Source organism: Thiohalorhabdus denitrificans, assembly GCF_001399755.1.
Classification (GTDB): Bacteria; Pseudomonadota; Gammaproteobacteria; order Thiohalorhabdales; family Thiohalorhabdaceae; genus Thiohalorhabdus; species Thiohalorhabdus denitrificans.
In genome coordinates, this window is record NZ_LJCP01000011.1 from 22,011 (window position 1) to 48,224 (window position 26,214).

The 26,214-nt window shown below is 71.7% G+C and carries 22 protein-coding genes; 14 read left to right on the top strand and 8 right to left on the bottom strand.

Translation table 11 applies throughout. The annotated features are described in order from the left end of the window. The first annotated feature begins 37 nt into the window (after positions 1-37). From AN478_RS09605 to AN478_RS09615, 3 genes are all read left to right on the top strand, one after another. Positions 38-463, top strand: coding sequence for a hypothetical protein (locus AN478_RS09605; protein ID WP_054966407.1), 426 nt, complete (start codon positions 38-40; stop codon positions 461-463). 181 nt (positions 464-644) lie between these two features. Beyond that, a complete protein-coding gene (argS, locus tag AN478_RS09610; RefSeq protein WP_143004073.1) occupies positions 645-2,390 on the top strand; it encodes an arginine--tRNA ligase in 1,746 nt (581 codons plus the stop codon). A gap of 6 nt (positions 2,391-2,396) precedes the next feature. Continuing rightward, positions 2,397-3,122: an SPOR domain-containing protein gene (locus tag AN478_RS09615; RefSeq protein ID WP_054966409.1), complete on the top strand. Its 726-nt coding sequence runs from the start codon at positions 2,397-2,399 to the stop codon at positions 3,120-3,122. 117 nt (positions 3,123-3,239) lie between these two features. Here the strand turns inward: AN478_RS09615 and AN478_RS14750 are convergent, their stop codons facing one another. Then, positions 3,240-4,271, bottom strand: a complete 1,032-nt coding sequence (locus tag AN478_RS14750) for a thioredoxin domain-containing protein (protein WP_054966410.1) — start codon at positions 4,269-4,271, stop codon at positions 3,240-3,242. Positions 4,272-4,450: 179 nt separating this feature from the next. Further along, a complete protein-coding gene (gene fnr / locus AN478_RS09625) occupies positions 4,451-5,197 on the bottom strand; it encodes a fumarate/nitrate reduction transcriptional regulator Fnr (RefSeq protein ID WP_054966411.1) in 747 nt (248 codons plus the stop codon). Between the two features lie 190 nt (positions 5,198-5,387). Between fnr and hspQ the strand changes: the two genes are divergently transcribed. Further along, the gene (gene hspQ / locus AN478_RS09630; RefSeq protein ID WP_054966412.1) at positions 5,388-5,705 is read left to right on the top strand and encodes a heat shock protein HspQ; all 318 of its coding nucleotides are present in this window, start codon (positions 5,388-5,390) and stop codon (positions 5,703-5,705) included. Between the two features lie 17 nt (positions 5,706-5,722). Next, positions 5,723-7,534 carry a cation:proton antiporter gene (locus AN478_RS09635; RefSeq protein WP_054966413.1) on the top strand — a complete coding sequence of 604 codons (1,812 nt, stop codon included), beginning with the start codon at positions 5,723-5,725 and terminating at the stop codon, positions 7,532-7,534. A 173-nt stretch (positions 7,535-7,707) separates the two neighbouring features. On the opposite strand, the gene AN478_RS09640 is transcribed toward AN478_RS09635, so the two are convergent. Next, positions 7,708-8,070, bottom strand: coding sequence for a PilZ domain-containing protein (locus AN478_RS09640; protein ID WP_054966414.1), 363 nt, complete (start codon positions 8,068-8,070; stop codon positions 7,708-7,710). 273 nt (positions 8,071-8,343) lie between these two features. Between AN478_RS09640 and AN478_RS09645 the strand changes: the two genes are divergently transcribed. The 4 genes from AN478_RS09645 to AN478_RS09660 all read left to right on the top strand — a co-directional run bounded on the left by AN478_RS09645 (position 8,344) and on the right by AN478_RS09660 (position 12,559). Continuing rightward, positions 8,344-9,117, top strand: coding sequence for an AMP nucleosidase (locus AN478_RS09645; RefSeq protein ID WP_054966415.1), 774 nt, complete (start codon positions 8,344-8,346; stop codon positions 9,115-9,117). Between the two features lie 29 nt (positions 9,118-9,146). Continuing rightward, positions 9,147-10,118: a hypothetical protein gene (locus tag AN478_RS09650; protein WP_054966416.1), complete on the top strand. Its 972-nt coding sequence runs from the start codon at positions 9,147-9,149 to the stop codon at positions 10,116-10,118. Positions 10,119-10,165: 47 nt separating this feature from the next. Beyond that, positions 10,166-10,774 carry an NAD(P)H:quinone oxidoreductase gene (gene wrbA, locus AN478_RS09655; RefSeq protein ID WP_054966417.1) on the top strand — a complete coding sequence of 203 codons (609 nt, stop codon included), beginning with the start codon at positions 10,166-10,168 and terminating at the stop codon, positions 10,772-10,774. Positions 10,775-11,287: 513 nt separating this feature from the next. Further along, on the top strand, positions 11,288-12,559 hold the full coding sequence (locus AN478_RS09660) for a two-component system sensor histidine kinase NtrB (protein WP_054966418.1): 1,272 nt from the start codon (positions 11,288-11,290) through the stop codon (positions 12,557-12,559). A gap of 89 nt (positions 12,560-12,648) precedes the next feature. Here the strand turns inward: AN478_RS09660 and AN478_RS09665 are convergent, their stop codons facing one another. Beyond that, positions 12,649-14,070 carry an aminotransferase-like domain-containing protein gene (locus AN478_RS09665; protein WP_054966766.1) on the bottom strand — a complete coding sequence of 474 codons (1,422 nt, stop codon included), beginning with the start codon at positions 14,068-14,070 and terminating at the stop codon, positions 12,649-12,651. Between the two features lie 107 nt (positions 14,071-14,177). Between AN478_RS09665 and AN478_RS09670 the strand changes: the two genes are divergently transcribed. Both AN478_RS09670 and AN478_RS09675 read left to right on the top strand, forming a co-directional pair. Then, entirely contained in the window at positions 14,178-14,561 is a 384-nt protein-coding gene (locus AN478_RS09670) for a DUF6394 family protein (RefSeq protein ID WP_054966419.1), read from the top strand. A 52-nt stretch (positions 14,562-14,613) separates the two neighbouring features. Beyond that, positions 14,614-16,326, top strand: a complete 1,713-nt coding sequence (locus AN478_RS09675; RefSeq protein ID WP_054966420.1) for a potassium channel family protein — start codon at positions 14,614-14,616, stop codon at positions 16,324-16,326. 1 nt (position 16,327) lies between these two features. Here AN478_RS09675 and dsbG read toward each other — a convergent pair whose 3' ends face one another. From dsbG to AN478_RS09690, 3 genes are read right to left on the bottom strand one after another with little or no spacing between them, the layout of a single operon-like run. Next, on the bottom strand, positions 16,328-17,164 hold the full coding sequence (gene dsbG, locus AN478_RS09680; protein WP_054966421.1) for a thiol:disulfide interchange protein DsbG: 837 nt from the start codon (positions 17,162-17,164) through the stop codon (positions 16,328-16,330). A 30-nt stretch (positions 17,165-17,194) separates the two neighbouring features. Next, complete coding sequence (locus AN478_RS09685) at positions 17,195-18,004, bottom strand: TlpA disulfide reductase family protein (RefSeq protein ID WP_054966422.1); 810 nt, start codon at positions 18,002-18,004, stop codon at positions 17,195-17,197. A gap of 23 nt (positions 18,005-18,027) precedes the next feature. Then, complete coding sequence (locus AN478_RS09690) at positions 18,028-18,597, bottom strand: acyloxyacyl hydrolase (protein WP_143004072.1); 570 nt, start codon at positions 18,595-18,597, stop codon at positions 18,028-18,030. A gap of 167 nt (positions 18,598-18,764) precedes the next feature. Between AN478_RS09690 and AN478_RS09695 the strand changes: the two genes are divergently transcribed. Further along, positions 18,765-19,457: an SDR family oxidoreductase gene (locus AN478_RS09695; protein ID WP_054966424.1), complete on the top strand. Its 693-nt coding sequence runs from the start codon at positions 18,765-18,767 to the stop codon at positions 19,455-19,457. On the opposite strand, the gene AN478_RS09700 is transcribed toward AN478_RS09695, so the two are convergent. Next, positions 19,454-20,548, bottom strand: coding sequence for a hypothetical protein (locus tag AN478_RS09700; RefSeq protein WP_054966425.1), 1,095 nt, complete (start codon positions 20,546-20,548; stop codon positions 19,454-19,456). The genes AN478_RS09695 and AN478_RS09700 overlap by 4 nt on opposite strands. Positions 20,549-20,668: 120 nt before the next feature. Between AN478_RS09700 and AN478_RS09705 the strand changes: the two genes are divergently transcribed. Continuing rightward, a complete protein-coding gene (locus AN478_RS09705; RefSeq protein ID WP_176758730.1) occupies positions 20,669-21,577 on the top strand; it encodes a DUF1207 domain-containing protein in 909 nt (302 codons plus the stop codon). A gap of 121 nt (positions 21,578-21,698) precedes the next feature. Further along, positions 21,699-26,120 carry a DEAD/DEAH box helicase gene (locus AN478_RS09710; RefSeq protein ID WP_074471272.1) on the top strand — a complete coding sequence of 1,474 codons (4,422 nt, stop codon included), beginning with the start codon at positions 21,699-21,701 and terminating at the stop codon, positions 26,118-26,120. Positions 26,121-26,214: the final 94 nt, after the last annotated feature.

Consider the following 26,214-nt stretch of genomic DNA (forward strand, 5'->3'; position numbering starts at 1 on the left):
TCCCCGCTCCCCGGCCCACAGCAGGAGCCCACCGCCCATGGCCGCACCCGGCTCGCGCAACCTCTGGCTCATCCCCGCCGCCCTGCTGGGGGCGGCGATCCTACTCCTGGTGCTCCTCCAGCACCTGGTGGGCGGGCCGGACCTGCCCGATCCCGAGGGTCCGGAGCCGGAGGAGGCCGCCCTGGAGGCCGTGCGCTCCGCACCGGCGGACCCCTTCCGCTACGGCGGACGCACCGTCGCGGAGGTGCTCCGCCAGGTGGAGCCGCGCACCGGCTGGACGGACTCCGGGTGGTCGGTGCGCCCCCTGACCGAGGGGCGCTACCGGGTGGAGCGCACCTACAGCCGTGCGGAGGGCGGGAAGCGCGTCTACGCCTTCACCGTGGCCGCGGATCTGGACTACGTCTGGCCCGCCAACGGCCACGCCCGGGCCCTCATGCACCGCGGACCGCGCTCCGGCTCCTGAGCCCCCACCTCCGGCCCGACGGCAGAAGGGGGAGAATACCAGGACCGACCCCCCTTTGCCGTCCCCCGGCTTGGGGCGTTCTCCCGGATTCGGTTATGCTATTCCGCCTTGGCACACGCCCCGGGACCGTCCGGTCCCGGTCCTGGATCGTTGCAATCCCCGCCCAGCCATGGAGACCCCCTTGAACGCGCGACTTGTGCAGCTCCTCGAGGCCGCCCTCAAGACCATCCAGGAACAGGGCCTGGTCCCCCCGGACACCGCGCCGGAGGTCCAGGTGGAGCGGCCCCGGGAGGAGGGGCACGGCGACTTCGCCACCAACCTGGCCATGCGCCTGGCCAAGCCCGCCGGCAAGCCGCCCCGGGAAGTGGCCGAGGCCCTGGTGGCGGCCCTGCCCGAGACCGACGAGCTGGAGCGGGTGGAGGTGGCCGGGCCCGGCTTCATCAACTTCCACCTCGCCGAGTCGGTGTTCCAGGCGGTGGTGCCGGAGATCCTGCGGGCGGGCGCCGGCTACGGGCGCGGCGCGGTGGGCCGCGGCGAGCGCGTGCAGGTGGAGTTCGTCTCCGCCAACCCCACCGGGCCCCTGCACGTGGGCCACGGCCGCGGCGCCGCCTACGGCGACGCCCTGGCGAGGGTGCTGGAGGCCGCGGGCTACAACGTGGAGCGCGAGTACTACGTCAACGACGCCGGCCGGCAGATGAACATCCTCGCCGCCAGCGTCATGAGCCGCTACCGCGATCTGGTCCAGGGGGCAGAGGGGACCTTTCCCGAGAAGGGCTACCAGGGCCCCTACATCCGGGACATCGCCCGCGAGGTGCGGGAGGAATTCGGGGACGCCCTGGACTGCGGCTTCGCCTATCCGGAGGACGCGGAGGACCCGGAACAGGCCATGGACCGCTACATCCGGGAGATCCGGGAGCGCATCGGCGAGGAGGCCTTCCACGCGGTCTCCCGGCGCGCCCTGGACCATATCCTCGCCGAGATCCGCGCCGATCTGGACGCCTTCGGCGTGGCCTTCGACAGCTGGGCCCACGAGCAGGACGTGGTGGACGAGGGCGCGGTGGAAAAGGCCCTGGCCCGCCTGCGCGACAACGGCCAGCTGTACGAGGCCGACGGCGCCACCTGGTTCCGCAGCTCCGACTTCGGCGACGAGAAGGACCGCGTGGTGACCCGCGCCGACGGCGTGGCCACCTACTTCGCCAACGACATCGGCTACCACTGGGCCAAGTACAGCCGCGGCTACGACCACCTCATCGACATCTGGGGCGCCGACCACCACGGCTACGTGCCGCGGGTGAAGGCGGCCATGCAGGCCCTGGGCCAGGACCCCGAGGGCCTGGAGATCCAGCTGGTGCAGTTCGCCAACCTCTACCGCGGCAGCGAGAAGGTGCCCATGTCCACCCGCTCCGGGCAGTACGTGACGCTGCGCGAGCTGGTGGACGAGGTGGGCCGCGACGCCGCGCGCTTCTTCTACGTGCTGCGCCGCTCCGACCAGCATATGGACTTCGACCTGGAGCTGGCCAAACGCCACACCGAGGACAACCCGGTCTACTACATCCACTACGCCCACGTGCGCGTCCAGAGCATCCGTGCCAAGCTGGAAGAAGCCGGCGAGGCCCTGCCCACGTCCGCCGAGCTGGCGGATGCGGACGTGTCCCGGCTGTTGGAGGAGAAGGAAGGCCGGCTGCTGCGTCGTCTGCAGCGCTACCCGGAGACCGTGGAGGCGGCCGCCGTGAGCCGGGAGCCGCACCGGGTGGCCCGCTACCTCCAGGAGGTGGCGGCGGAGCTCCACACCTTCTACAACTCCCACCGGGTGCTGGTGGACGACCCCGAACTGCGGCGCGCCCGCCTCGCCCTGGTGGAGGCGGTCCGCCAGGTCCTGGGCAACGGCCTCCACATGCTCGGCGTGGAAGCCCCCGACAGGATGTAATTGCCCATGGCCCGCTCCTCCGGTCGCCGGACCACGAAGAAACGGCGCAAAGGCCCCGGCCGCGGCAGCCGCTCCCGGCGCGGCCAAGCCCGGATCGGCCTTCTGCAGGCCATCCTCTGGTTCCTCGGCGGCATCGGGCTGGGCCTGCTGATCCTGCTTCCGTTCTACCTCCTTGGCGGGGACGGGGAGCGGGAGACCCGGCCCGCCGAGCCGCAGCGGGAGGCCCCCAGCCCGGACCAACCGCCGGAGCCCGAGGACGTCCCCCCGCCGCAGCCCCAGACCGACCCCGCACCGTCCCCGGAGGAGCGGAGCGACCGGGAGGAGGAGGGCTACCGCTTCTACACCCTGCTGCCGCAGATGGAGGTGGAGGTCTCCGAGCATCCGCCCGGGGACCAACCGGCGGAGGGGGACACGGAGCCCCCCGCGCAGGACACCCGGCGCCCCGATCCCGCGGGCGGGTCGGGAAACGGCGTCGCGGAGACGCCGCGGCCCGATGACGCCGGCGACTTCCTGGTGCAGGTGGCCTCCTTCCGCGAGGCGGAGGCGGCGGAGTCCCTGAAAGCCCGCCTCGCCCTCCGGGACTTCCGGGCCCGGGTCGTGCAGGCCGACCTGGCGAGCCGAGGCACCTGGTACCGCGTGCGGCTGGGCCCCTACGCCGGGCGCTCCGCCGCCGAGACGGTCCGGAGCCGGCTGGCGGCGGAGGGCATCGACGCCCTGGTGCTGCGACCCTGACCGCAGGGCCCCGTTTCTCCCACCACGCGCCCTGAAACAGACAAGGGGGGACGCGAAGTCCCCCCAGGCGATGGCCTCCCGGCGGACCCAACCGGCCCACCCTTTACCTCGCCAGGATCAGGAATCCCCGGCCAGGGCCTCCCGGACCTTCTGCTCGGGGAAGCCCTTGAACAGCCGCCCATCGAAGTACACCGAAGGCACGGAATGCACCTGCATGCGGTCGGCGAAGCCCTTGTAGCGCTCCAGCCGCTCCTCGCCCTGGCCGGACGCCACGCATTCCCGCACCGGCTTGGGCACCGTGACCTCCTGGTTCTCCAGGATGGTGTAGACGTCCTCGGTGCTGTTGGGCTGGGTCCCCTCCAGGGCATCGAACAGGGCCGACTGCCGCTCCGGAGCGGTGCAGGCCAGCACCTCCGCCTTGGGCTTGGCGTGCTGGTGCATGTCCAGGGGGAGCCACAGCAGATACCCGGTTAGATCGTCGCCGTGCTCCTCCACGAGCGCCTCGATGCGGCCCTTGGCCCGCTGGCAGGCGGGGCAGTCGGGGTCGGTGAACATGGCGAATTTGACCTCGGTATCCCCGGGGCCGAACACCGGCTCCAGGCCCTTCACCAGCTCCTCCCAGTCCACCTGGCTGCCGGCCCACTTCTGCTCGGCGGCCTCCGTGAGGTTGGCGTTGTCGGGCCCGAACAGCTGACCCACCACGCCGAAGTCCTCGCCCACGTAGGCGGTCACCGGCTGGGGCCCGCGCTGGGGCACCTCCACCTCGTACAGGTACTCCCGGACACCCTCCAGGGGGGTGTCCCGGGACTGCAGGAGCTCGCGCTCGAATTGCTCGGGCAAGCGCTTGTCCATGGCCGCCTCGGCCTTGGCGTCCGCGTCTCGGGAGGGATCCAGCGAATACATCTTGCCCATGAAGGTGTAGTCGGCCCCCTCGCGGACGAAGAGCTCCACGGGGATCCAGCCGCGGTCGGACTGGGCCTCGTAGACCACGTGCACCCAGCCGGACACCTCGGCCTCCTCCATGGTCTTCTGCCGGGTCTCGATCTCGGAAGGCAGCAGGGCATCCATCACCCGCAGGGCCCGCTCCTCCACCTCCAGCTCGTCATAGGCCCCGGCCGGACCGGCCAGGAACGTAAGGCCCGCGGCCAATGCCAGCCATCCAATCCAGCCCCTCGTGCGCAATGGTCTCTCCCTTTGTCCCTTGTTTCCTCCGGCCGGACCACGACCGGCCCCGTGCCCCCGCACCCGGGGGAGGACGACCAGCTTATCAGAAGCATCGAGGCCCTTGTTCCCCAAGGGGATCCCCGGCCAGGGCTGTCAGGGACCCCCTACCCCCCGGCCTGGGTGCAGGCAAGCGCCCGCAGCCGCTCCGGATCGTGGATCTGGACCCGCTTGCTCTTGACCGTGGCCAGACCCTGGTCCCGGAAACGGCGGAACAGCCGGCTGATCGTCTCCGGGGCCACGCCCAGGTAGCTGGCCAAGTCCTGGTTGGAGATCTTGAGCCCGAAGTCCAAGGGGGCAAACCCCAGCCGGGAGAAACGTTCCGAGACATCCAGCAGGAAGGCCGCCAACCGGGGGTCGGCATCGGCCCGGGACCGGTTGCGGCGCTCCTGCTCGTCCTGATGGATCTCCCGGCTCATGAACCGGAACAGCTGCTCGCGCAGGCTGTCGATCCGCCCGGCCAGCTCGTTCAGCCGGCCGAAGGGGATCTCGCACAGGCTGGTGGTATCCAGGGCCCTGGCGGAGCAGGTGTGGGTGCCGCTGGCGATGGCGTCCAAGCCCACCAGCTCCCCGGGAAAGTGGAAGCCCGTTATGTGCTCCTCGCCCTCCCGCTCCAACAGGTAGGTCTTGACCACCCCCGAGCGCACGGCGAACAGGGCCCGGAAGGGGTCGCCTTCGGCGTAGGCGAGGTCCCCGGCCGCCAGGGGGGCCTTGCGCTCGATGATCCGGTCGAGCCGTTCCAGATCATCCCGATCCATGCCGCAGGGAAGGCAGAGCTCCCGGATGCTGCAGCCCTCGCAGATGGACTTGAAGGCCTCTATATCGATAACCGGCGAAGCGGATTGGGATGGCATCGCCTGTCCAGTGTCCTAAGGCGTCTCAGCGCTATAAGATTCTTTTGAAGTAAAACAATTAGCCTGCGGGGCATCAACACCCGGATGCCGGCCGGATACCCCCGTGGGGAACCTGCCGGTTTGCCCAACCCAACCCCTTGTCGTAGCGTATGGATAAGCCTTCGCACCCCCACCGGAAACCGACCGAGCCATGAGCGACGATTCGCCCCGATTCCGTGTCGGCCAGCTCGTCCACCACCGCCGCTTCAACTACCGCGGGGTGATCGTGGGCGTGGATCCCGAGTTCCGGGGTACCGAGGCCTGGTACCAGCTAATGGCCACCAGCCGCCCGCCGAAAGACCGGCCCTGGTACCAGGTCCTGGTCCACAACGCCGGCCACCGTACTTACGTGGCGGAGCGCAACCTGGAGCCCGACCCCAGCGGCGAGCAGATCGACCATCCGGAACTGGGCCAGTTCTTCAAGGCCTTTTCCGGCGGCCGCTACGTCCCGCGCGGGGAGAACGACTGATCCCCGCGGCCACGGCCATGGAGCTCCCCGCCGAGCTGACCATCATGCTGGTGGTGGTCCTCGGCCTATCGGCCCAGTGGATCGCCTGGCGCCTCAACCAGCCGGCGCTGGTGCTCATGATCCTCGCCGGCCTGCTCGCGGGCCCGGTGCTCGGCCTCATCGAGCCCGACCGGCTCCTCGGCCCCCTGCTGACGCCCCTCGTGGGCCTGGCCGTGGCCGTGATCCTCTTCGAGGACGCCTTCAGCTTCCAGCTCCACGAGGTGCGGCACACCGCCCGCGGCGTGCTGCGACTGGTTTCCCTCGGCGTGGCGCTCACCTGGGGGCTGGCCGCGGTGGCGGCCCACTACGTGGCGGACTTGTCCTGGCCGGTGGCGGCCGCCCTGGGCGCCATCCTGGTCACCACCGGCCCCACCGTGGTGGGCCCCCTGCTGCGCCAAGCCCGCTTGCAGATGCGCCCGGCCTCCTTCCTCAAGTGGGAAGGAATCATCAACGACCCCATCGGCGCCCTGCTGGCCATCCTCACCTTCGAGTACCTCCTCCTGTTCGGTGACGACAGCGCCGTCCTCCTGGTGGCCGAGGGCATGGCCCTGGCCGTCGGCACGGCCGCCGTCCTCGGCGGGGGCGGCGGCTACCTGCTCGGCCGGGTGCTCGCCCGCGGCTGGATGCCGGAGTTCCTCAAGGCCCCCGGCATGCTGGGCGCGGTGCTGCTGATCTACGCGGTGGCCAACCTGTTCCAGGAGGAGGCCGGCCTGCTGGCCACCACCGTGATGGGGGTGGTGATGGCCAACATGGGGCTGGCCAGCACCCTGGAGCTGCGGCGCTTCAAGGGGCAGGTGGTGGTCTTCCTGGTCTCGGGGCTGTTCGTGCTCCTCACCGCGAACCTGGACCTGGAGACCCTGGGGCTTTTGGGGCTGGGGGACGCGCTCTTCGTGGCGGCCATGATCGTGGGGGTCCGGCCGGCGGCGGTGCTGCTCGCCACCATCCGCGCCCCCATGACCTGGCGGGAGCGTCTGTTCGTGGCCTTCGTGGGGCCACGGGGCATCGTCACCGCGGCCATGGCGGGGATCGTGGGGCCGGCCATGGCGGGCGCCGGGTATGAGGACGCGGGCCGGATCCTGCCCCTGGTCTTCACCGTGATCCTGGCCACCGCCCTCTTCCACGGTTTCACCATCAACTGGCTGGCCCGGCGGCTGGACCTGGTCGCCTCGCGGCGGGACGGCGTGCTCATCGTGGGAGCCAACGGCTGGACCGTGCGGCTGGCCACCCTGTTGCAGGAGCTGGAGGTGCCCGTGCTGCTGGCGGACAGCTCCTGGAACCGACTGCGCCCGGCGCGCATGGCGGGGATCCCCACCCAGTCCGGGGAGCTGCTCTCCGACCTCGGCCAGCAACGGCTGGATCTCACCGGCATGGGCTACCTGCTGGCGGCCACCGACAACGACGCCTACAACGCCCTGCTGTGCACCCAGCTGTCCCCGGAGCTGGGCCGGGGCAACGTCTTCCAGCTGGCGCCGGGCCGGGAGGTGGAGAGCGATACGCAGGCCTTCAGCCTGCCCTTCCGGGGGCAGATCGCCTTCAGCGAGGAGGCCACCCACGAGCGGATGATGGAGCGCCACTACCTGGGGTGGACCCTCCAGAAGACCCGGCTGACCGAGGAGTTCACCTACGAGGACTTCCTCGAGGGCTGCCCCGCCGGCGCCGAGGTGCTGCTTCTGGTGCGGGGGGACGGCCGGGTGGTCTTCCAATCCCCCGAGCAGCCCGTGGAGCCGGCCACCGGGGACACCCTGGTCTGCTACCGTCGAGCCCCCGAGGACGCTGCACCGGGTTACTGAGTCGACCCGAAGGGAAGCCTTACAGGAGCCATTTGCCGAAAGGAGGCCTGTGGGAGCGGTCCGGGACGGCGACCTGAAGCGAGGCCAGGCAAACGGTCGGGGTCGTAGCCCCCTCCCACGAGCTCCTCCAAAGGGGTCGCTTTACCTGGCCTTGTTCATGGGCTTTGCGGGGCTCACAGGAAGATGGAATAGCAGGCGCCGGCCTCCCGGAACTCCCCATCCGCCCGCGGGGCACGGTCCAGGAGCCCGTCCAGGGTGTCCACGTCCGCGCCGTCCACGACCGTGAAGCGCACCCCCATGCACCCATCGTCGCAATGGATCACCCGTCCGGGCAGGCGCAGGTAGGCGTCGTCGCCCTCGGGCAGGGACAGGTCCACCTCCACGGTGCTGCCCGGCTCCAGCCCCAGGGGCCCGCAGTACAGCCGCGCACCCTCCAGACTCATGTCCAGGGTGGAGCAGAATGCCACGGGCAGGCCCCGGTGGCGGACCAGGACGTTCAGATGCACGGGACGGCGCCGGAGGCCACGTTTCTCCACGGCCGATTCCTCCTTCCAAATTCCGGGTTGAGCGGATGCGTCTGGAAGACCCGGAGGCATGCTGCCTCCCCCTTTTCGCTCCCATCCACAATCGAAAACGGGATTCTTGCCCGAAGGGCGGACACAGGATATCGGGTTGACCGGCCAGGGGAATCAGGGTTTTCCCTTACGCCTCCGGACACCGCGCGGACTTCGGGACCCGCCGGATAGCTTCACGTTCCGAAACGGGGCTAGGTTGAGAGGCAGGACCACGCCATCGACCCCGGAGTCCCCATGCCGGATCGCCTTGCCATCGCCCGGGACTGGCTGCCGCGCTACACCGGCATGCCTCTGGACCGGTTCGGGGACCATGTCCTGCTCACCAACTTCTACAGCTACGTGGAAGCGTTCGCGGAGGAGTTCGGCGCCTGGATCCACGGGACGGACCGGCCCATGCAGGCGGCCTCCAACGACCGGGGCCTGTCGATCATCAACTTCGGCATCGGCACCGCCAACGCGGCCACCATCATGGATCTGCTCATCGCCCGGCAGCCGCGCGGCGTGCTGTTCCTGGGCAAGTGCGGGGGCCTCAAGGAGTCCACCGAGATCGGCCATTTCATCCTGCCCACCGCCGCCATCCGCGGCGAGGGCACCAGCGACGACTACTTCCCGCCCCGGGTGCCCGCCCTGCCCTCCTTCAAGCTCCACAAGCTGGTCTCCGAGAAGATCCTGAACCGCGGCCACGACTACCGCACCGGCGTGGTGTACACCACCAACCGGCGGATGTGGGAGCACGACGACCAGTTCATTCGCCGGCTGGAAGGGATGACCCCGATTGCCGTGGATATGGAGACCGCCACACTGTTCGTTGTCGGCCACGCCAACGAAATCGCCCGGGGCGCCCTGCTGCTGGTCTCGGACCTGCCGCTCACCCCCGACGGCATCAAGACCGAGGCCTCGGACCGGGCGGTAACCAATCGTTGGGCACGGGACCACCTGGCCATCGGCATCGAGGCCATGCACGAGCTGGGCGTCAGCGGCGAGCAGATCAAGCACTTCCGCTACTGAGCGCCGGGGGCACCAGGAAGGAGGCCGCCATGGGGAGAACCGGTCCGGCCGGCATCCTGCTTTTGGCCCTGGCCGCCACCGGCTGCGACCTGGAGCCGGGATCCTTCCAGGCCTTCGCCGTGGAGGGCGACGGCGAGGGGACGGGCCTGTCGGCGGCGGACGGGATCTGGCGGGGCACCCTGACCCAGGACGAGGGGCTCGCCGGGGAGTCGGTCACCGCCGTGGTCTGGGACGGCGAGGTGCGGATGATGGCGCCCGGGCCGGACGCGGGCTTCGCGGGGAGCCTGGCCCGGCGGGACACCGCGACCCGGGAAGAGACGTCCGGGGAGGCCTCCGCCGAGGGCGACTCCATCCTGGACCCCGGCTTTACCCTGGACCCCGGCCCCACCTCCGAGGACCCGTTGACCCGGGACACCCGGTTCACCACCGAGACGAGCTTCTCCCGCCCCGTCGAGCCCGTCGGGGACACCTTCTCCACCGAGGCGGAAACCGCCGCCAGTACGGTAGCCGCGGAGGGTCCCGTGCGGTCCTACGATCTGTCCGGCGGGACAGCGGGGACGGGGCGGATGGCGGTCACCATCGACCCGGAGACCAGCATGCGGGGGACCGTTTCCGGCACCCGCGAGGACGGCGAGCTGGACCTCGCCTTCAGCGACCGCTTCCGCCAGGAGGTGGTGCTCTCCGACCTGACGGGGAGCTGGTCGGTGACCCGGAACAACCGCACCCTCACCATCACCGTGGACGGGCTGGGCGGGCTGGAGGGCAGCGATACCGAGGGCTGCGTCCTCAACGGCGGCCTCGAGCTGCTGCAGCGGGGCCACAACCTCTTCGCGGTGGACCTCTCCCTCGAGAACTGCCCCGGCGACAGCGGCGACTACACCGGCTTCGCCTTCCTGGACGCCGAGGTGGCGGGTGCGGCCTCCGGGCTGGATGAGCTCTGGCTGCTCGCCGAGGGGGAGCGCCGGGATGGTTTCCTCGGCATGGTTCTGGTGCGCCAATAGGCCGCGGGACCTGCCCGGCAACCCCCCATAATCCGGGAGGACTCACCATGACCACGCGCATCCTGGTGCTCTACTACAGCATGTACGGCCACATGGAGGTTATGGCCAACGCCGAGGCCGAAGGAGCCCGGCAGACGCCGGACACGGAGGTTACGGTAAAGCGGGTGCCCGAACTCATCCCCGAGGATCGGGCCCTGGAGGTCGGCGTGAAGCTGGACCAGCCGGCCCCCGTGGCCGAGGTGGAGGAACTGCCCCAGTACGACGGCATCATCTTCGGCAGCCCCACCCGCTTCGGCAACATGACCGCCCAGATGCGCAACTTCCTCGACCAGACCGGCAGGCTGTGGCTGAACGGGGACCTGATCGGCAAGGTGGGCAGCGTGTTCACCAGCACCGCCACCCAGCACGGCGGCCAGGAAACCACCATCACCAGCTTCCACTCCACCCTGCTGCACCTGGGCTTCGTGATCGCCGGAGTCCCCTATTCCTGTTCGGGGCTGCTCAACATGGACGAGATCACCGGCGGCTCGCCCTACGGAGCCGGCACCCTCGCGCGAGGGGACGGCAGCCGGTGGCCTTCGGAGAACGAGCTGGCCATCGCCCGGTTCCAGGGCGGCCATGTGGCCGAACTGGCGCGGAAGCTGAAGGGCGCCTAGGAACGGGGCGTCCCCGGACCTTGCAGGCGCCCTCCGCGGCGGTTCCGCGTCCCCCGGACGCCTCCTCCTGTTCGCGCTTCCACCGCGATGGCACCCCCAGCAGCAGGGCCACCACCTGCTCGAAGCGGCTCATAGGCCCCATCAGACAGGTCTCCCTGCGCTCCGCCTTCACGGCTCCGTCTACCCCCTGTGGCCCAGGAACGTGCGGTTTACCGGATCGGGCCGGGTACGCCCGGATTCAAGGCCCGCAGGGGCAACCATCCGGGGTGACACCCACCCCATGGGGGATTACCCTGGACGTAAGGACCGGAGGCCCTACAATGGATGAGGTTATAGGTGCAAGCCTCCCGGTCCCGCATTCTCGCGGCCAGGACCCGCTCGGCGGCGTCCCCGACGGGATGGCGGGGCCGGGGCACACGGGAAACCCTATTCGAGCAGCAGGTCGCCGCGCCGCCTCCGGATAACGGCAAGGGGATTCCGGGCGACGCGCCGGACCGGGAGCGTCCGCAAGACATGACCGCCAGGTACAAAAGCCCAGAACCGGGGGCAGCTAGCGGTTCCTCCATTCCCCCGCAGGACCCGGCCCCGCAGCAGCCGCAGGACCACGGCGAGCTGCTCGCCTATCAGCGGGAGCTGGAGCTGCAGAACGCGCTGCTCCGCGAGACCCAGGAGGCCCTGGAGGCGGCGCGCAACCGCTACATGGACCTCTACGACTCCGCCCCGGTGGGCTTCGTCACCCTGACTCCCGAGGGCCTCATCCGCGAGGCCAACCTCACCGCCACCGGGTTGCTCGGCCGGGAGCGCGCGCACCTCCTGGGCCGCCCCATGACGGACTTCCTGGCCCCCGGCCAGGAGGAGCCGCTGTTCGAGCACCTGCGCCGCGCCGCCTCCTCCCGGGAGCGGGTCACCGCCGAGCTCTCCCTGCAGGGCCCCGACGGGGAGCCGCTGCCGGTGCGGCTGGACACCACCGTCACCGAGCCCGCGGGCGCCGCTTTCGCCTACCTCGCCACCCTCACCGACATCTCCGAGCAGAAACGGCTCGAGGCGGAGAACCGGCGGCATCAGCGGGAGCTGGAGCAGCTCTCCCGGGCGGCCCTGGTGGGCGAGATCGCCTCCACCCTCGCCCACGACCTCAACCAGCCCCTCGCGGCCATCAACAACTACGCCGCCGCCGCGCGCAACGACCTGGCAGCCCCGGAATCCCGCTACGACCGGGCCCGGGAGGCCATGGCCCGGCTCTCGGAGCAGGTGGGCTACGCCGGGGACCTCATCCGCTCGGTGCGGGAGATGCTGCGACCCAGCGACTCCCTCCAGGAGGCGCTGGACATCAACGGGGTCATCCGGGAGTCCGGCCGGCTGATGGCGAGGTTCCTGGAGGAGCACGCGGGCACGCTCCGGACGGAGCTGGCCGGGGACCTGCCCCCGGTTACCGGCAACGCCACCCAGCTCAAGCAGGTGATCGTGAACCTGGCGGTCAACGCCCTGGAGGCCTACGAGGAGCGGGGCCTCAATAGCCGTCCCATCCGCATTCGCACCCGGAAGGGCGACAACGGCGAGGTGCTGGTGGAGGTCATGGACCAAGCGGGTGGCATGGAAGAGGCTACGCGGCAGAACCTGTTCGAGCCCTTCTACACCACCAAGGCCCAGGGGCTCGGCATGGGGCTGGCCATCTGCCGGACCATCGTGGAGAGCCACGGCGGCGCCCTGTGGGCGCGGCCCAACGACCAGGGCGGCACCACCGTGGGCTTCAAGATGCCGGGACCGTGGGAAAGCCAGGACCCCTAGCGCGCATGTAGGGGCGGCCCGCCCACGGTTGCCTGCCCCTGTGGGAGCGGCCAGGGGCCGCGACGCCTCTGGTCCCGGCCCCGGTAGCCCTATCCCGCCCGCTCCCGGGCCAGCTCCCCCACCCGCCGCAGGGCCTGTTCGAAGGCGGCGTTCCAGGGCTGGGCGCAGTTGAGGCGGACGAAGTTCCGGAACTTCTGGGTGGGCGAGAACATGGGGCCGGGGGCGAGGCTGATGCCCTCCGCCAGGGCGGACTGATACAGCGCCAGGGCGTCCACCGACTCCGGCAGCTCCACCCACAGCACGAATCCCCCTCCGGGCCGGGTCTGCCGGGTGCCCTGCGGGAAGTGCTCCGCCACCGTCCGGCTCACCCGGGCCACGGCGCGGGCGTAGTCGCCCCGCACCCGGCGCAGATAGCGGTCGTAGCCGCCGCGGCCAAGGAACTCCGCCACCGCGAAGCCTGGATAGGCGGGCGTCGCCGCGCTGGCGGCGTATTTCAGGTACTCCACCCGGTCCCGGAAGCGGCCGGGCGCCGCCCACCCCACCCGCAGCCCCGGCGACAGGGTCTTGGAGAAGGAGCCGCAGTACAGCACCCCGCCCCGGGCCTCGTAGGCCTTGGCCGCCCAGGGCCGCGGCGCCTCGAAGGCCAGATCGCCGTAGACGTCGTCCTCGATGAGCGGCACCCCGCGCTCCTCCAGCAGCGCCACCACCTCCCGCTTGCGCCCCTCGGAGGCGCAGTGACCGAGGGGATTGCCGAAGTTGGGCATGAGCATGGCCGCCGCCACCGGCCACTGCTCCAGGGCCAGCGCCAGGGCGTCCGGGGAGATGCCCTCGTCGGGGTCGGTGGGGATCTCCAGGGCCTGCATGCCCTGGCCCTCGATGGCCTGCAACAGGCCGTAGAAGGTGGGCGACTCGATGACCACCACGTCGCCCGGCTCCGCCACGGCGCGGAGGGAGAGCACCAGCGCCTCCTGGGCGCCGTTGGTGACCACGATCTCCTCGGGGGAGATCCGGCAGCCGGCGTCGGCCATGCGCCGGGCGATCTGCTGGCGCAGCTCCGGTGGGCCGGGCGGGAAGGGGTAGTCGGTGGCGCGGCCCGGGTAGCGCCGCGGCACGCTGGAAAAGGCCCGCTGCAAACCCTGGGTGGGCAGGAAGTCGGCGTGGGGCACGGCGGCGCCGAGCTGGACCATGTGGGGCTCGTTGGCGGCCTGCACCACGCGCAGCACCAGGGCCTGGCCAGTGACCCGGGTGGGCTGGCCCTCGGGGTGGGTGGTCTCGGGGGGCTCGGCGGGGCGCCGGGGCTGGAGACGGACGTAGTAGCCGGAGCGCGGGCGGGCCTCGATGACCCCCTGGTCCTCCAACAGGTGCTGGGCGGCCACCACCGTGGACACGCTCACCCCGAACTGGCGGGCCAGCTTGCGCACCCCCGGCAGGCGGTCCCCGGGGCCGTACACCCCGTCCTCCACCTGGTCGGCGATGGCCCGGGCCACCTCCTCGTAGCGGTATCCCGCCACCTGCACTCCCTCCGTCGCGGACGGCCCCGGTACCCCTATGGCGGCGTCGGCGCCTGGCCTACCATGGGACTTCGCGCACCCCGGGGACAGAGAGGAACCGAGGCCCCATGAACCTGGAAAAGACGGTCTTCGCCTTTGTCATCGTGCTGGCCCTGACCATCAACTATGGCTTCTACCTGGGCGAGCTCGACAACCCCACCCACCATAACGTCTACGAGCTGTTCGCCGCCCTGGTGGTGAGCCTCATCGCCACGGTGATGAAGCTCGGCGAGCGCACCCAGATCGGCGCCCTGCTGCTGGCCACCAGCCTGGTGGCCGACGTCCAGCTCATCCTGGCGGCCATCGTGTGGGGCTGGGCCCTCCACGTCACCGGCCAGGGCATGACTCCCCATGTCATGTCCACCATCGTGTCCCTGTCCGGCGGGGCGCTGCTGGCCAACATCATCTCGGTGGTGCTGCTGGTGGTGGAGACCAGCCTGGGGCGGCGCTGATGGGCGAGAGCTCGCCCAAGGCGTCCCTGCCTGAAGCAGGAGGTCCCTTGCCGTGCAGGAGGTAATCTTCCTCCTCTTCCGCCGCATGCGGGCGCCCCTGCTGGTGCTCATCCTCGCCTACGCGGTGGCCATCATCGGTCTGGTGCTGGTCCCGGGGCAGGACGACCAGGGCAACCCGTGGCGCATGGACTTCTTCCACGCCTTCTACGTAGTGACCTATACCAGCCCCACCATCGGCTTCGGCGAGATCCCCTACGAGTTCACCGCTGCCCAGCGGCTGTGGATGATGTTCGCCATCTACGCCACGGTGTTCGCCTGGCTGTACGCCATCGGCTCGTTGCTGGCCATCCTCCAGGACCCCGCCTTCCGCCGGGTAGTGAGCATCAGCAACTTCCGGCGCGGCGTGCGGCGCATCTCCGAGCCCTTCTACATCGTCTGCGGCTACGGTGAGGGGGGCAGCCTGCTGGTGCGCGCCCTCACCGACGAGGGCATCAAGCCCGTGGTGGTGGACCGGGACCAAGGGCGCATCGACATGCTCAAAGTGGAGGGCCTGGCCCGCGAGGTGCCGGGGATCCAGGCGGACGCCAGCGACCCCGAGGTGCTGGTAATGGCCGGCCTGAGGCGGCGCGAGTGCGCCGGAGTCATCGCCGTGAGCCGCCTGGAGCAGGACAACCTGTCCACCGCCATCGCCGCCAAGCTCCTGGCGCCGCGGGTAACAGTGATCTGCCGGGCCCGCTACCGCGACACCGAGGCCAACCTGGCCTCCTTCGGCACGGACCGCATCATCAACCCCTTCGAGCGGTTCGCCGACCGCTTCGCCCTGGCCCTGCGCGCGCCGGCCATGTACCTGCTCTACGCCTGGCTCACCGGCATCGAGCACCAGCCGGTGGCACGACCCCTGGTGCCGCCGCGCGGCACCTGGGTGCTCTGCGGCTTCGGCCGCTTCGGCAAGGCCCTGCGGGAACGGCTCCACCGGGAGGGGCAGCACGTGGTGGTGGTGGAGGCCCGCCCCCGCGAGACGGGGGCCGCCGTGGGCACCGTGGCAGGCCGGGGGACCGAGGCCGAGACCCTGGAACGGGCGGAGATCCGCCAGGCCGACGGCATCATCGCCGGCACCGACAACGACCCCGACAACCTCTCCATCATCCTCACCGCCCGGCAGCTGAACCCGAACCTGTTCACCGTGGCCCGCCAGAACCGGGACTCCAACCGCGCCATCTTCGAGGCCGCGGACCTCGACCTGACCGTCAACCCCAGCACCATCCTCACCCGCGAGGTGCTGGGGGTGATCAACACGCCGCTGCTGGCCCGGTTCCTGGAACGAGCGGTGGAGCAGGACGAGGACTGGGCCAACGTGCTGATCAGCCGCATCAGCGCCGTGACCGGGGAAGACCTACCAGAGACATGGACCCTGGACATACTACCCGACACGGCCCCGGCGGTCCTGGAGGCCATCGCCGAGGGGGAGCGGTTGTGCCTGCGCCATCTCCTCACCGACTTCCGGCAGCGGGAGGAATGGCTACCCGCCATCCCTCTCCTGCTGTGCCGCGGGGCGACCGAGTGGCTACTTCCCGGGCTGGACACCGCCCTGCACCCCGGGGACCGCATCCTGTTCTGCGGGCGGGGGGCCGTGGGCGGCTACATGGAGTGGATCCTCACCGACCAGAAGGTGCTGGCCTACGTGGCCACCGGCAAGGACCGGCCCGGGGGCTGGCTGTGGCAGTGGCTGGAGCAGCGGCGCGAGGCGCGGGGCGGGCAGCCCTAGCCTACCGGAACCGGCTCAGCGAGGGATCGCCCGTGTCCTGCTTGGGCAGGCGGTAGATCTCCGCCAGCCGGTCCAGGCCGGGCATGCCGCTCACCGACTTCACCCCGCCCGACCCGGTCCTGTAGAAGACCGCCGGGGTGCCCCGCACCCCCAGCTCCTGCATTAGCTGGGTGTTGGCGTGCACCTTCCGCGCCTCCGGCCCCTCGGGCGCCGGCACCGGATCGATGCCGCCCTCCCCGAAGGACCGCTCGTGGCGCCCCATGGCCTCCGCCGGGTCCTCGGCGCTTAGGATGGCCGTCGCCTTGCCCAGGCTCGACTCCTTGAGCATGGCCACGGGCAGGTAGCGCACCTGGAGGCCCTCCTCGTAGTAGGGCTGATTGGCCTTCCACAAGGCGTTGCAGTAGGGGCAGTTGGGATCGGTGAAGACGTAGGCCACCCGCTTGGGGTCCTCCGCCCCCTCGGCCACCCAGTTGGCCGCCTCCAGGTCGGCCCAGGCATCCGACATATCCGGCCCGGGCATGTGCTCGGCCATCTGCTGCCGCGTGAGGTTGTTGCCCTGCGCGTCCAGCATGGTACCGGCCAGGACGTGCTCGCCGTCGGGGGTGGCGTAGAGGATCACCTCCTGGCCGCCGGCGCGCGCGGCGTAGCCGGTGAGGCCGCCCGGGGCCTCGAAGCGGTTGACCACCTCCAGCCCCTGCCCCTCCATGGCCTTCACCGCCGGAGGCAGATCCTCGGGCCGCTCGGCGCAGGCGGGCAGGGCCGCCATGCCGGCGAGCAGCGACAGGAAGGTCAGGGCGCGCGGCCGCGGGAGGCGGACAAAGCGGGAAAAGGTATCCATGCAGCACCTCGTGGCGTTCCTGAGCGGGGCTCAGGGCTCGGTTATCCGGTCCAGTTGGCTGTTCAGGGCGGCGCGGGAGACCTCGCCCACGTGGGAGGCCACCAGCTCGCCGCGGGCATTATAGAACAGGGTGGCGGGCAGCCCGGCAGCGTCGTAATGGGCCCCCACGCGGCGCTCATGATCCAGGAAAACGGTCGCCGGGGCCACCCCGTAGTCCCCGAGGAAATCGGCCACCTGCTCCCGGGACTCCCCCTGGTTGACGAAGGCGAAGGCCACCTCCTCGCGGGCGCGGGCCGCCTGGGCAAAGCGGGGCATCTCGCGGCGACAGGGCGGGCACCAGCTCGCCCACAGGTTCACCACCACCGGCCGGCCCTCCAGGTCGCCGAGGGCCCGGGACTCCCCCGCCAGGGTGGGCAGGGAGCCCCCGGGCAGCCCGGGCCCGTCGCCGGCGGCGATCAGGGCGTGGCCCCCCGACAGGGCCAGCCAGACCCCCAGTCCCGCCGCCAGCGGCAGCTGGGCGCGCGCCTGCCGCGCCCGGGACCCGCGATACCGCCATAGTGCGTACAGGGCCGCCGCCACCACCCCCCAGAGGGGCGCGAAGCCTCCCTGCCAGAAGAACAGCGCGCTCCAGGGCTCGGCGCGGTAGGCCTCCAGGTGGGCGAGCACGTAGGCCAGCCGCGCCGCCACCCCTCCCACCAGGATGGCCGGCATGCCCCAGTCCCCAATCTCCGGATCGCGGCGGCGCAGCCAGGCGGCCGCCGCAAGGACGACGGCGAGGCTCAGGAGGGCGAAGAGGCGGGGATAGGAAAGGACGAAGGGACCGACGTTGACCGCGTTCATGGAACCTCGTTGTCGTGGCGGTCTCAGTACGAATACCGCATGCGGAGGATATGGAAGTTGATCCCCGGGTTGGGGGTCGCCAGATGGGCGTTGGAAGTGTGCGAGTACCCGTAGGACAACGCCCAGCGCCGCGCGGCTCCCAATCGGGCGCCGATGCCCACATCGGTGCGGAAGTGGAGCCGGCCGCCGAGATCCAGGGACCCGAGCCGATCGCCGGAGCGCAGCACCGGGCCGCAGCCCGCCTCGAGGAAGAGGCGGTCCCAGGAGCGGCGGCGTAGCCGGAGCACGGCGCGGACCCCACCCTCGGTGAGGGCGTCCTCCTCCCCCCGGCCCGCGTCCTGGGCCCACAACCTCCCCACGGTGAGCTCGGCCAGGGGAATCAGTGCCCAATTGCCCGCCGCCCAGCGATCCACGGCCCAGCGGCCGCTCACATCCAGGCGGCGGGCGTCCACGGGGCCGCCGTTGCTAATCCCGCCCTGCAGGGCGACCCCGCCCCCCGCCGAGGCCGGTGGGCATGATAGGCCGCCCGCCAGGACCAGCACCACCCCCGCCCATCCCCTGACCCCCAGCATTCCCCCCGGTTTTCGCACCACGATTCCTCCCTGTTCCCTCGGACTGCCACGCACCGTCGGTCTCCTTTCCACCCATAGCAGTCGCCGGCGGCCGGGGAGACCTCCGGACCCGGGTTCCGTCAGGTCGGGAGCATGCGCAGAATGAGGGTTGTGCCCGTTCGCTGGTCCAGCCCCGAGGAGCGCCCCCTATGAGCGACCCCCAACCCCCCCGGAACCTGCTGATCACCGGCGGCGCCCGGGGGATCGGCTTCGCCACCGCCGCCCTGGCCCTGGAGCGGGGCCATCGCGTGCTCATCGGCGCCCCGCACAAAACCTCCCTCCAGCAGGCCCGGGCGGACCTGGAGGGCCGGGGCGAACTGGCCGTTCGGGTGGTGGACGTCAGCGATTACGGCGATGTGCAGGCCTTCATCGAGGAGGGGCGGTCGCGCTTCGGGCGGGTGGACGCCCTGGTGAACAACGCCGGGGTGGCCTGGTCGGGTCCCTTCGCGGAGATGCCGGTGGCGGAGCTGGACGCGGCGGTGGAGGTCAACGTGCGCGGCGTGCTGTACGGCTGCCGCGCCGTTCTACCCCACCTGCTGGAGACGGGCGGCACCATCGTCAACCTCTCCTCCGGCGCCGGGCGCGCGGGCATCCCCGGCCTGGCCGCCTACTCCGCCTCCAAGTTCGCCGTCTGCGGGCTGACCGAGGCCCTGGCCGCGGAGGTGGATCCCCAGAAGGTGGGGGTCTACGCCGTCTGCCCGGGGCGTGTGGCCACGGAGATGCAGGAGCGGGTCTCCGGGCGCCGCCAGGGCATCCCTCCCGAGCGGGTGGCGGCGGCCATCCTCGACCTGCTCGGCCCCCGTCCCCCCATCCGTCCGGGGGACTGCCTGGAGACCCGCTAGCCCTGGCCGGCACCCCCCACCGGGCCCCACAGGAGCCGGGCCCGGTTGCGCCGCAGCACCAGGGTCACCGCCGCCACGCACTCCAGGCCGAAGGGCAGATAGCCCGCGTAGCCCAGAATGGGCATGGCGAAGAGGTGGAAGCGATCCACGTAGGGGACGGTGTATTCCCAGCGGGCCAGGCTTCCCCAGTTCCACAGCTCCCAGAAGAAGCCGCACACCAGGCCGGCCAGGGCCGCCCGCCACACGGGCCGCCAGTCCCCCGCCGCCAGGACGCCCAGCAGGGAGCGCTCCCCGGCCAGCTCCTGCAGCCCCACCAGCACCAGCAGCGGGGCCACCCAGAGCAGGGGATAGAGGATCTCCGGCAGCAGGCCGATGCCCACCAGGCCCAGGGCGCCCGCCGCCACCACCCACCCGGCCACGGGACGGCGCCGAGCGGCGCCGATCCCCGGCATGCGCTCGAGTCCCGCCTCCAGGCGGGGGAAGGTGGCCAGCAGATCCCGCACCCCGAGGACGGCGGGCAGCACCGTGGCGAAGGGCAGGCTGGAGGCCAGGAAGCGCGCCCACCCCTCCTGCTCCCCGGTGCCCAGGTAGCTCCAGTTTTCGGCAAATCCGTTGAGGTACTCGAAGACCCACCAGAACCCCGCGCTGATGGGAAAAAGCAGAAGGAAGGCGCCGGGATGGCGCGCCGGCAGGGAATGGCCGGCGCGCACCTGGACCAGGCCGTGCACCACCAGCACGAAACCCAGCCACAGGGGGGTGAAGGCGTGCCGCCGCAGGGCCACCCACGCATCGGGCGCCCCCCAGGCCACGGCCCAGGACCCCGCCACCAGCGCCAGGCCCAGCCAGGCCCACCAGGGAAAGGGCACCCGCGCCGGGCGGAAGGCCTCCGGCGTGGGCGCCCGCAGCACGCGGAGCAGAAAGGGGGCCAGCACCGCCGCCACCACCGCCGCGATGGCCAGGAACACCGGCCAGGAAAACCCCGGGGCGCGCTCCCCGCCCAGGGGGGCCGGGGGCCAGTCCCCGTAGGCCGCCACCACCCCCTCCGTCAGCCCCGCGCCCACCGGCGGCAGGCCCAGGACGACCAGGAGCACTCCCCCGACCCACGTTGCCCGCCTAAGCAATTCCCCCGCATGCGGAAGGGGTCCGGAACCCGGCAGGATGGGCATTGGCTGCTCCTCTGACTGCTTCCCCACCAACCGGCAGGGAAGATCTTGGCACCGAATCCCCCCCTCCGGACACCGACGGTTGCGCAGGAGCCCCGGAGCGGCCCGGGACGGTCCCTGGGCGGGGCGGCCCTCGCCCTGGCGGCCCTCCTCCCCTCGCCCGGGGCCGCGGAAACCGTGTTCCTGCCCGCCGGCCACCTGTTCGAGCCCCTGCTCGCCGACCCCAAGCGGCCGCGGTTCCACGTCAGCGTCGTGGATGCCGATCTCCGGGACGCTAGGACCACCGTAGCCGCCGTGGCCTACGGGGACGAATACGGCCTGATCAAGTGGACGAACCGTTCTCCCTGGGAAGGGTGGCAGCTGGGCCTGTCGGGAGCGGTGTTCGCCCAGTTCGACCTGGGCTCGCCCTCCATGGACCTGGTGAACGCCGACTACACCATCGGCCTGCCCCTCGCCCACCGCACCGGCCCCCACAGCCTCCGCCTCCGGGTCTACCACCAGAGCTCCCACCTGGGGGACGAATTCCTCCTGCGCAACAACACCGAGCGGATCGACCTGCACTACGAGGCCCTGGAAGGGCTCTATGCCCGCGACCTGGGACCCTTCCGCGTCTACGGCGGTGGCGAGTGGCTCTTTCGCCGCGAGCCGGAGGGGCTGGAGCGGGGGCTGGCCCACCTCGGGATGGACTTCCGGTTCGCCCGTTTCCCCCTGCTCCCCCCCGAGCGGGGGGCCGCCTACTGGGTGGGGGGGCTGGATGCCAAGGGCTTCGAGCACAACGACTGGGAGCCCGGCTGGAGCGCCGTCTTCGGCGTGGAATTCCGCCCCACCCTGCCGCGGCGCAACGTGGACAAGCGACTGAGCCTGCTGCTCACCTGGCACGAGGGCCCTTCCCCCTACGGCCAGTTCTACTCCCAGGAGGTGCGCTACTGGGGACTGAGCCTGGAGTTCGACCTGTAAGGCGGAAACCGGTGGGCCGGAAGGGATAGAATGGCGCTTCCCGGTGTCTTCTCCGGGCGGGGTGCGGCCAATTCCGGCCCCCGCTTTCCCCGACTCCGCATCCATCGCCGATGGGACCTCGATGGGCCTCGAATCCTTCCATCCCGCCGTAGCCGGCTGGTTCCGGGACGTGTTCCGGGAGCCCACGCCGGTGCAGGAGCAGGCCTGGCCGGCGGTGGCCTCGGGCCGCCACGCCCTGATCGCCGCCCCCACCGGCTCCGGCAAGACCCTGGCGGCCTTCCTCGCCGCACTGGACGACCTGGTTCGGCAGGCCGAGGCCGGGACGCTGGAGGACGCGGTGCAGGTGGTCTACGTCTCGCCCCTGCGCGCCCTTTCCAACGACATCCGCCTCAACCTGGAGGGCCCACTGGCGGGCATCGAGGAGCGCCTGGCGGCGGCCGGTTCCGCCCCCACGGGCATCCGCACCATGGTGCGCACCGGCGACACGCCCCGGGCCGAGCGCGACGCCATGCGCAAGCGCCCGCCGCACATCCTGGTGACCACGCCGGAGTCCCTGCACATCCTCCTCACCTCGGAGTCCGGGCGGGGGATGCTGGGAACCGCCCGCACGGTGATCGTCGACGAGATCCACGCCCTGGCCCCCTCCAAGCGCGGCGCCCACCTGGCGCTGTCCCTGGAGCGCCTTGCGGCCCTCGCCGAGGGGCCCCTCACCCGGGTGGGCCTGTCGGCCACCCAGAAGCCCATCGTGGAGGTGGCCCGGTTTCTGGTGGGGACGGGGCATCTGGACGCCGAGGGCAGCCCCGACTGCCGCATCATCGACGCCGGCCACTTCCGCCGGGCCGATCTGGCGGTGGAGGTGCCGGACTCCCCGCTGGAAGCGGTGATGGCCAACGAGGTGTGGGCGGAGGTCTACGACCGCCTGGCCGAACTGGCCGCCAGCCACCGAACCACCCTGGTGTTCGCCAACACCCGACGCACCGCCGAGCGGGTGGCCCGCCACCTGGGCGAGCGCCTCGGCGAGGAGCAGGTGGCCGCCCACCACGGCAGCCTGTCCCGCGACCGGCGCCTGGCCGCGGAGCGCGCGCTCAAGCACGGCGAGATCCGGGTGCTGGTGGCCACCGCCTCCCTGGAACTGGGCATCGACATCGGCGCCGTGGACCTGGTGGCGCAGCTCGGCTCCACCCGCACCATCGCCAACTTCCTGCAGCGGGTGGGCCGCTCCGGCCACGCGGTGGCGGCCACTCCCAAGGGAAGGCTGTTCCCCCTGTCCCGCGACGACCTGGTGGAGTGCATCGCCCTGGTGCGCGCCGCCCGCGACGGCGAGCTGGACCGCCTGTGGATCCCGGCGGCGCCGCTGGAGGTGCTCGCCCAGCAGGTCACCGCCGAGGTGGCCGCCGAGGGCGAGCTGACCGAGGCGGAGCTGCGGGCCCGCTGCCGCCGCGCCTACCCGTACCGGGACCTGTCCGACAAGGACTTCGAAGACACGGTGCGAATGGTCGCCGAAGGCTTTGCCACCGGGCGCGGCCGCAAGGGGGCGCTCATCCACCGCGACACTGTGAACGGCGTGCTGCGCCCGCGCCGGGGCGCCCGGCTCACCGCGGTGACCTGCGCCGGCACCATCCCCGACCAGGGCGACTTCGACGTGGTGCTGGAGCCGGAGGGGCAGGTGATCGGCTCGGTCAACGAGGACTTCGCCCTGGAGGCCATGAGCGGCGACGTCTTCCAGCTCGGCAACCGCAGCTACCGTTTCCTGCGCATCCAGGCCGGGCGCGTGCGGGTGGAGGACGCCCAGGGCCTGCCGCCCAGCCTGCCCTTCTGGTTCGGCGAGGCGCCGGGGCGTACGGAGGAATTGAGCCGCTACGTCTCCGACCTCCGCCGCGGCGTGGAGGAGCGGCTGGGGCTGGGGCCGAATGGGGATCCCGGGGTAGAGGTCGCGACGGGGGCCGTCGCTCCTACAGATGCCGAAGAACCGGGTGTAGGAGCGGCCTCCCGGCCGCGACCATCCGAGGGCGGCGACCATTCCGTAGGAGCGACGGCCCCCGTCGCGACAACCTTGGAGGGGCAAGACCGCTCCCTGGCACCCGCCGTAAATTGGCTCACCGAGACCGACGGCGTCCCCCGCCCCGCCGCCGAGCAGGCGGTCGCCTACCTCGCCGCCGCCCGCCTCGCCCTGGGCGCGCTGCCCACCCTGGACACGGTGGTCCTGGAGCGCTTCTTCGACGAGTCCGGCGGCATGCAGCTGGTGCTGCACAGCCCATTCGGCAGCCGCGTGAACAAGGCCTGGGGCTTGGCCCTGCGCAAGCGCTTCTGCCGCAAGTTCAACTTCGAGCTGCAGGCGGCGGCCACCGAGGACACGGTGATCCTGTCCCTGGCCACCGCGCACAGCTTCCCCCTGGAAGAGGTGGCCCGCTACCTGAGCCCGGAGACGGTGCGCGAGATCCTGGTGCAGGCCCTGCTCGACGCGCCGCTGTTCACCACCCGCTGGCGCTGGAACGCCACCACCGCCCTGGCCATCCGGCGCTTTCGCAATGGCGGGCGCACCCCGCCCCAGCTGCAGCGCATGGAGTCGGAGGACCTCATTAGCGCGGTGTTCCCCGACCAGATCGCCTGCTTCGAGAACCTGGCCGGCGACCGCGAGGTGCCGGACCACCCGCTGGTGAGCCAGACCATCCACGACTGCCTGCATGAGGCCATGGATATCGCCGGGCTAGAGCAAGTGCTCACCAAGATGCGGGACGGCGGCGTGCGGGTGGTGGCCGCCGACCTCACCGAGCCCTCGCCCCTGTGCCACGAGATTCTGAACGCCCGGCCCTACGCCTTCCTCGACGACGCCCCCGCGGAGGAGCGGCGCACCCGCATGGTGCAGGCGCGGCGCTACCTGGATCCGGCGGATGCCGCCGACATCGGCCGCCTGGACCCCGACGCCATCGCCCGGGTCCGCGAGGAGGCCTGGCCCGAGGCCCGCGACCGCGACGAGCTGCACGATGCCCTTGACCTGCTGGGGGCGGTCACCGCCGAGGAGGGCGGCGCCCACGGCTGGGGCGCGGATTTCGAGACCCTGCGGGGCGAGGGACGCGCCTTCCGGGTGCGCCCCCCTCAAGGCCCGGTGCTGTGGGCGGCCGTGGAGCGCCTGGGCCAGCTGCGCGCCGTGCATCCGGAGGCGACCCTGGAGCCGCGGCCGGCCGCGGAGCCCGAACCCCTACCCGAGGCGGAGGAGGCCCTGCGCGAGCTGGTACGCGGCCGCCTGGACGGCCTCGGCCCCACCACCGCCGAAGCCCTGGCCGCCGCGCTTGGCGTTCCCACCCCCGCGGTGGAGGGGGCCCTGGCCGCCCTGGAGACGGAGGGCGCCGCCTTCCGCGGCCGCTTCACCCCCGAGGCGGTCGGCGAGGAGTGGTGCGAGCGCCGCCTGCTGGCGCGCCTCCACCGCCACACCCTGGACCGCCTGCGCCGCGAGATCGAGCCGGTGGAGCCGGCGGACTACACCCGCTTCCTGCTGGAATGGCACGCCCTGGCCGGCGAGCCCGCGCAAGAGGAGCGCGAGGGCCCGGAGGCCCTGCTGGCGGTGATCGAGCAGCTGGAGGGCTTCGAGGCCCCGGCGGCGGCCTGGGAGAGCGACATCCTGCCCGCCCGCCTGCCCGGCTACGATCCCCAGTGGCTCGACCAGCTCTGCCTTTCCGGCCGGGTGGTGTGGACCCGCCTCACTCCGCCCGGTGTGGCGCGCGGCAAGGCCCGGCGGGCCGGCTCCGTGCGCACCGCCCCGGTGGCGCTGGTGCAGCGCAAGAACCTGCCGGACTGGAAGGCCCTGGCGTCCACGGTGGCGGTTTCCGAGGAGGGCCTGTCCGGCAAGGCGGCCAAGCTGGAGTCCTGCCTCCGCGAGCGCGGCGCCCAGTTCTTCGACGAGCTGGTGGGCTGCGCGGGCATGCTGCGCACGGAGGTGGAGGAGGCCCTGGGCGAGCTGGTGGCCTGGGGGCGGGCGTCGAGCGACAGCTTCGCCGGCCTGCGGGCCCTGCTGAAGCCGACGGAGGCACGTGGACGCCCCCGGCGGGGCGGCCGGAGCCGGAGGCGCCCGCTGGCGGCCCCCGAGCGGGGGGTGGAGGAGGCGGGCCGCTGGGCACCGGTCCACCCCGCCGCCGGACCGGACCCGGAGGCCGCCCACGACCCAGCCGCCGTGGAAGCCGCCGCCTGGACCCTGCTGGAGCGCTACGGCGTGGTCTTCCGGGCGGTACTGGCGCGCGAGCCGGACTGGCTGCCGCCCTGGCGGGAGCTGCTGCGCGTCTATCGGCGCCTGGAGGACCGCGGGGAGGTGCGCGGCGGGCGCTTCGTGGCCGGCTTCTCCGGCGAGCAGTTCGCCCTGCCGGAGGCGGTGGGGGCCCTGCGCAAGGTGCGCAAGCGCGGCCGGGAGGAGCGCACCGTAACGGTGGCCGCCACCGACCCCCTCAATCTGGTGGGCATCCTCTCCCCCGGGGAGCGGGTCCCGGCCCGCACCGGGGAGCGCTTGCGTTTCCGGGACGGCGTGCCCGAGGAAAAGGCTTCCAGCCGATGACTCCCGGACGCGCCAGCCCCCGCCGAAGCGCACTCGTAGGAGCCCACTTCAGTGGGCGATCGGTTTCCTGAAGTGGGCGCCTACCGGCCCGTCG

What these genes read in the sequence shown, in the direction of transcription:
- AN478_RS09605 (WP_054966407.1), top strand. Translation starts at nt 38, where the DNA reads ATGGCCGCACCCGGCTCGCGCAACCTCTGGCTCATCCCCGCCGCCCTG.
- AN478_RS09615 (WP_054966409.1), top strand. Translation starts at nt 2,397, where the DNA reads ATGGCCCGCTCCTCCGGTCGCCGGACCACGAAGAAACGGCGCAAAGGC.
- fnr (WP_054966411.1), bottom strand. Translation starts at nt 5,197, where the DNA reads ATGCCATCCCAATCCGCTTCGCCGGTTATCGATATAGAGGCCTTCAAG.
- hspQ (WP_054966412.1), top strand. Translation starts at nt 5,388, where the DNA reads ATGAGCGACGATTCGCCCCGATTCCGTGTCGGCCAGCTCGTCCACCAC.
- AN478_RS09635 (WP_054966413.1), top strand. Translation starts at nt 5,723, where the DNA reads ATGGAGCTCCCCGCCGAGCTGACCATCATGCTGGTGGTGGTCCTCGGC.
- AN478_RS09645 (WP_054966415.1), top strand. Translation starts at nt 8,344, where the DNA reads ATGCCGGATCGCCTTGCCATCGCCCGGGACTGGCTGCCGCGCTACACC.
- AN478_RS09650 (WP_054966416.1), top strand. Translation starts at nt 9,147, where the DNA reads ATGGGGAGAACCGGTCCGGCCGGCATCCTGCTTTTGGCCCTGGCCGCC.
- wrbA (WP_054966417.1), top strand. Translation starts at nt 10,166, where the DNA reads ATGACCACGCGCATCCTGGTGCTCTACTACAGCATGTACGGCCACATG.
- AN478_RS09660 (WP_054966418.1), top strand. Translation starts at nt 11,288, where the DNA reads ATGACCGCCAGGTACAAAAGCCCAGAACCGGGGGCAGCTAGCGGTTCC.
- AN478_RS09670 (WP_054966419.1), top strand. Translation starts at nt 14,178, where the DNA reads ATGAACCTGGAAAAGACGGTCTTCGCCTTTGTCATCGTGCTGGCCCTG.
- dsbG (WP_054966421.1), bottom strand. Translation starts at nt 17,164, where the DNA reads ATGGATACCTTTTCCCGCTTTGTCCGCCTCCCGCGGCCGCGCGCCCTG.
- AN478_RS09685 (WP_054966422.1), bottom strand. Translation starts at nt 18,004, where the DNA reads ATGAACGCGGTCAACGTCGGTCCCTTCGTCCTTTCCTATCCCCGCCTC.
- AN478_RS09695 (WP_054966424.1), top strand. Translation starts at nt 18,765, where the DNA reads ATGAGCGACCCCCAACCCCCCCGGAACCTGCTGATCACCGGCGGCGCC.
- AN478_RS09710 (WP_074471272.1), top strand. Translation starts at nt 21,699, where the DNA reads ATGGGCCTCGAATCCTTCCATCCCGCCGTAGCCGGCTGGTTCCGGGAC.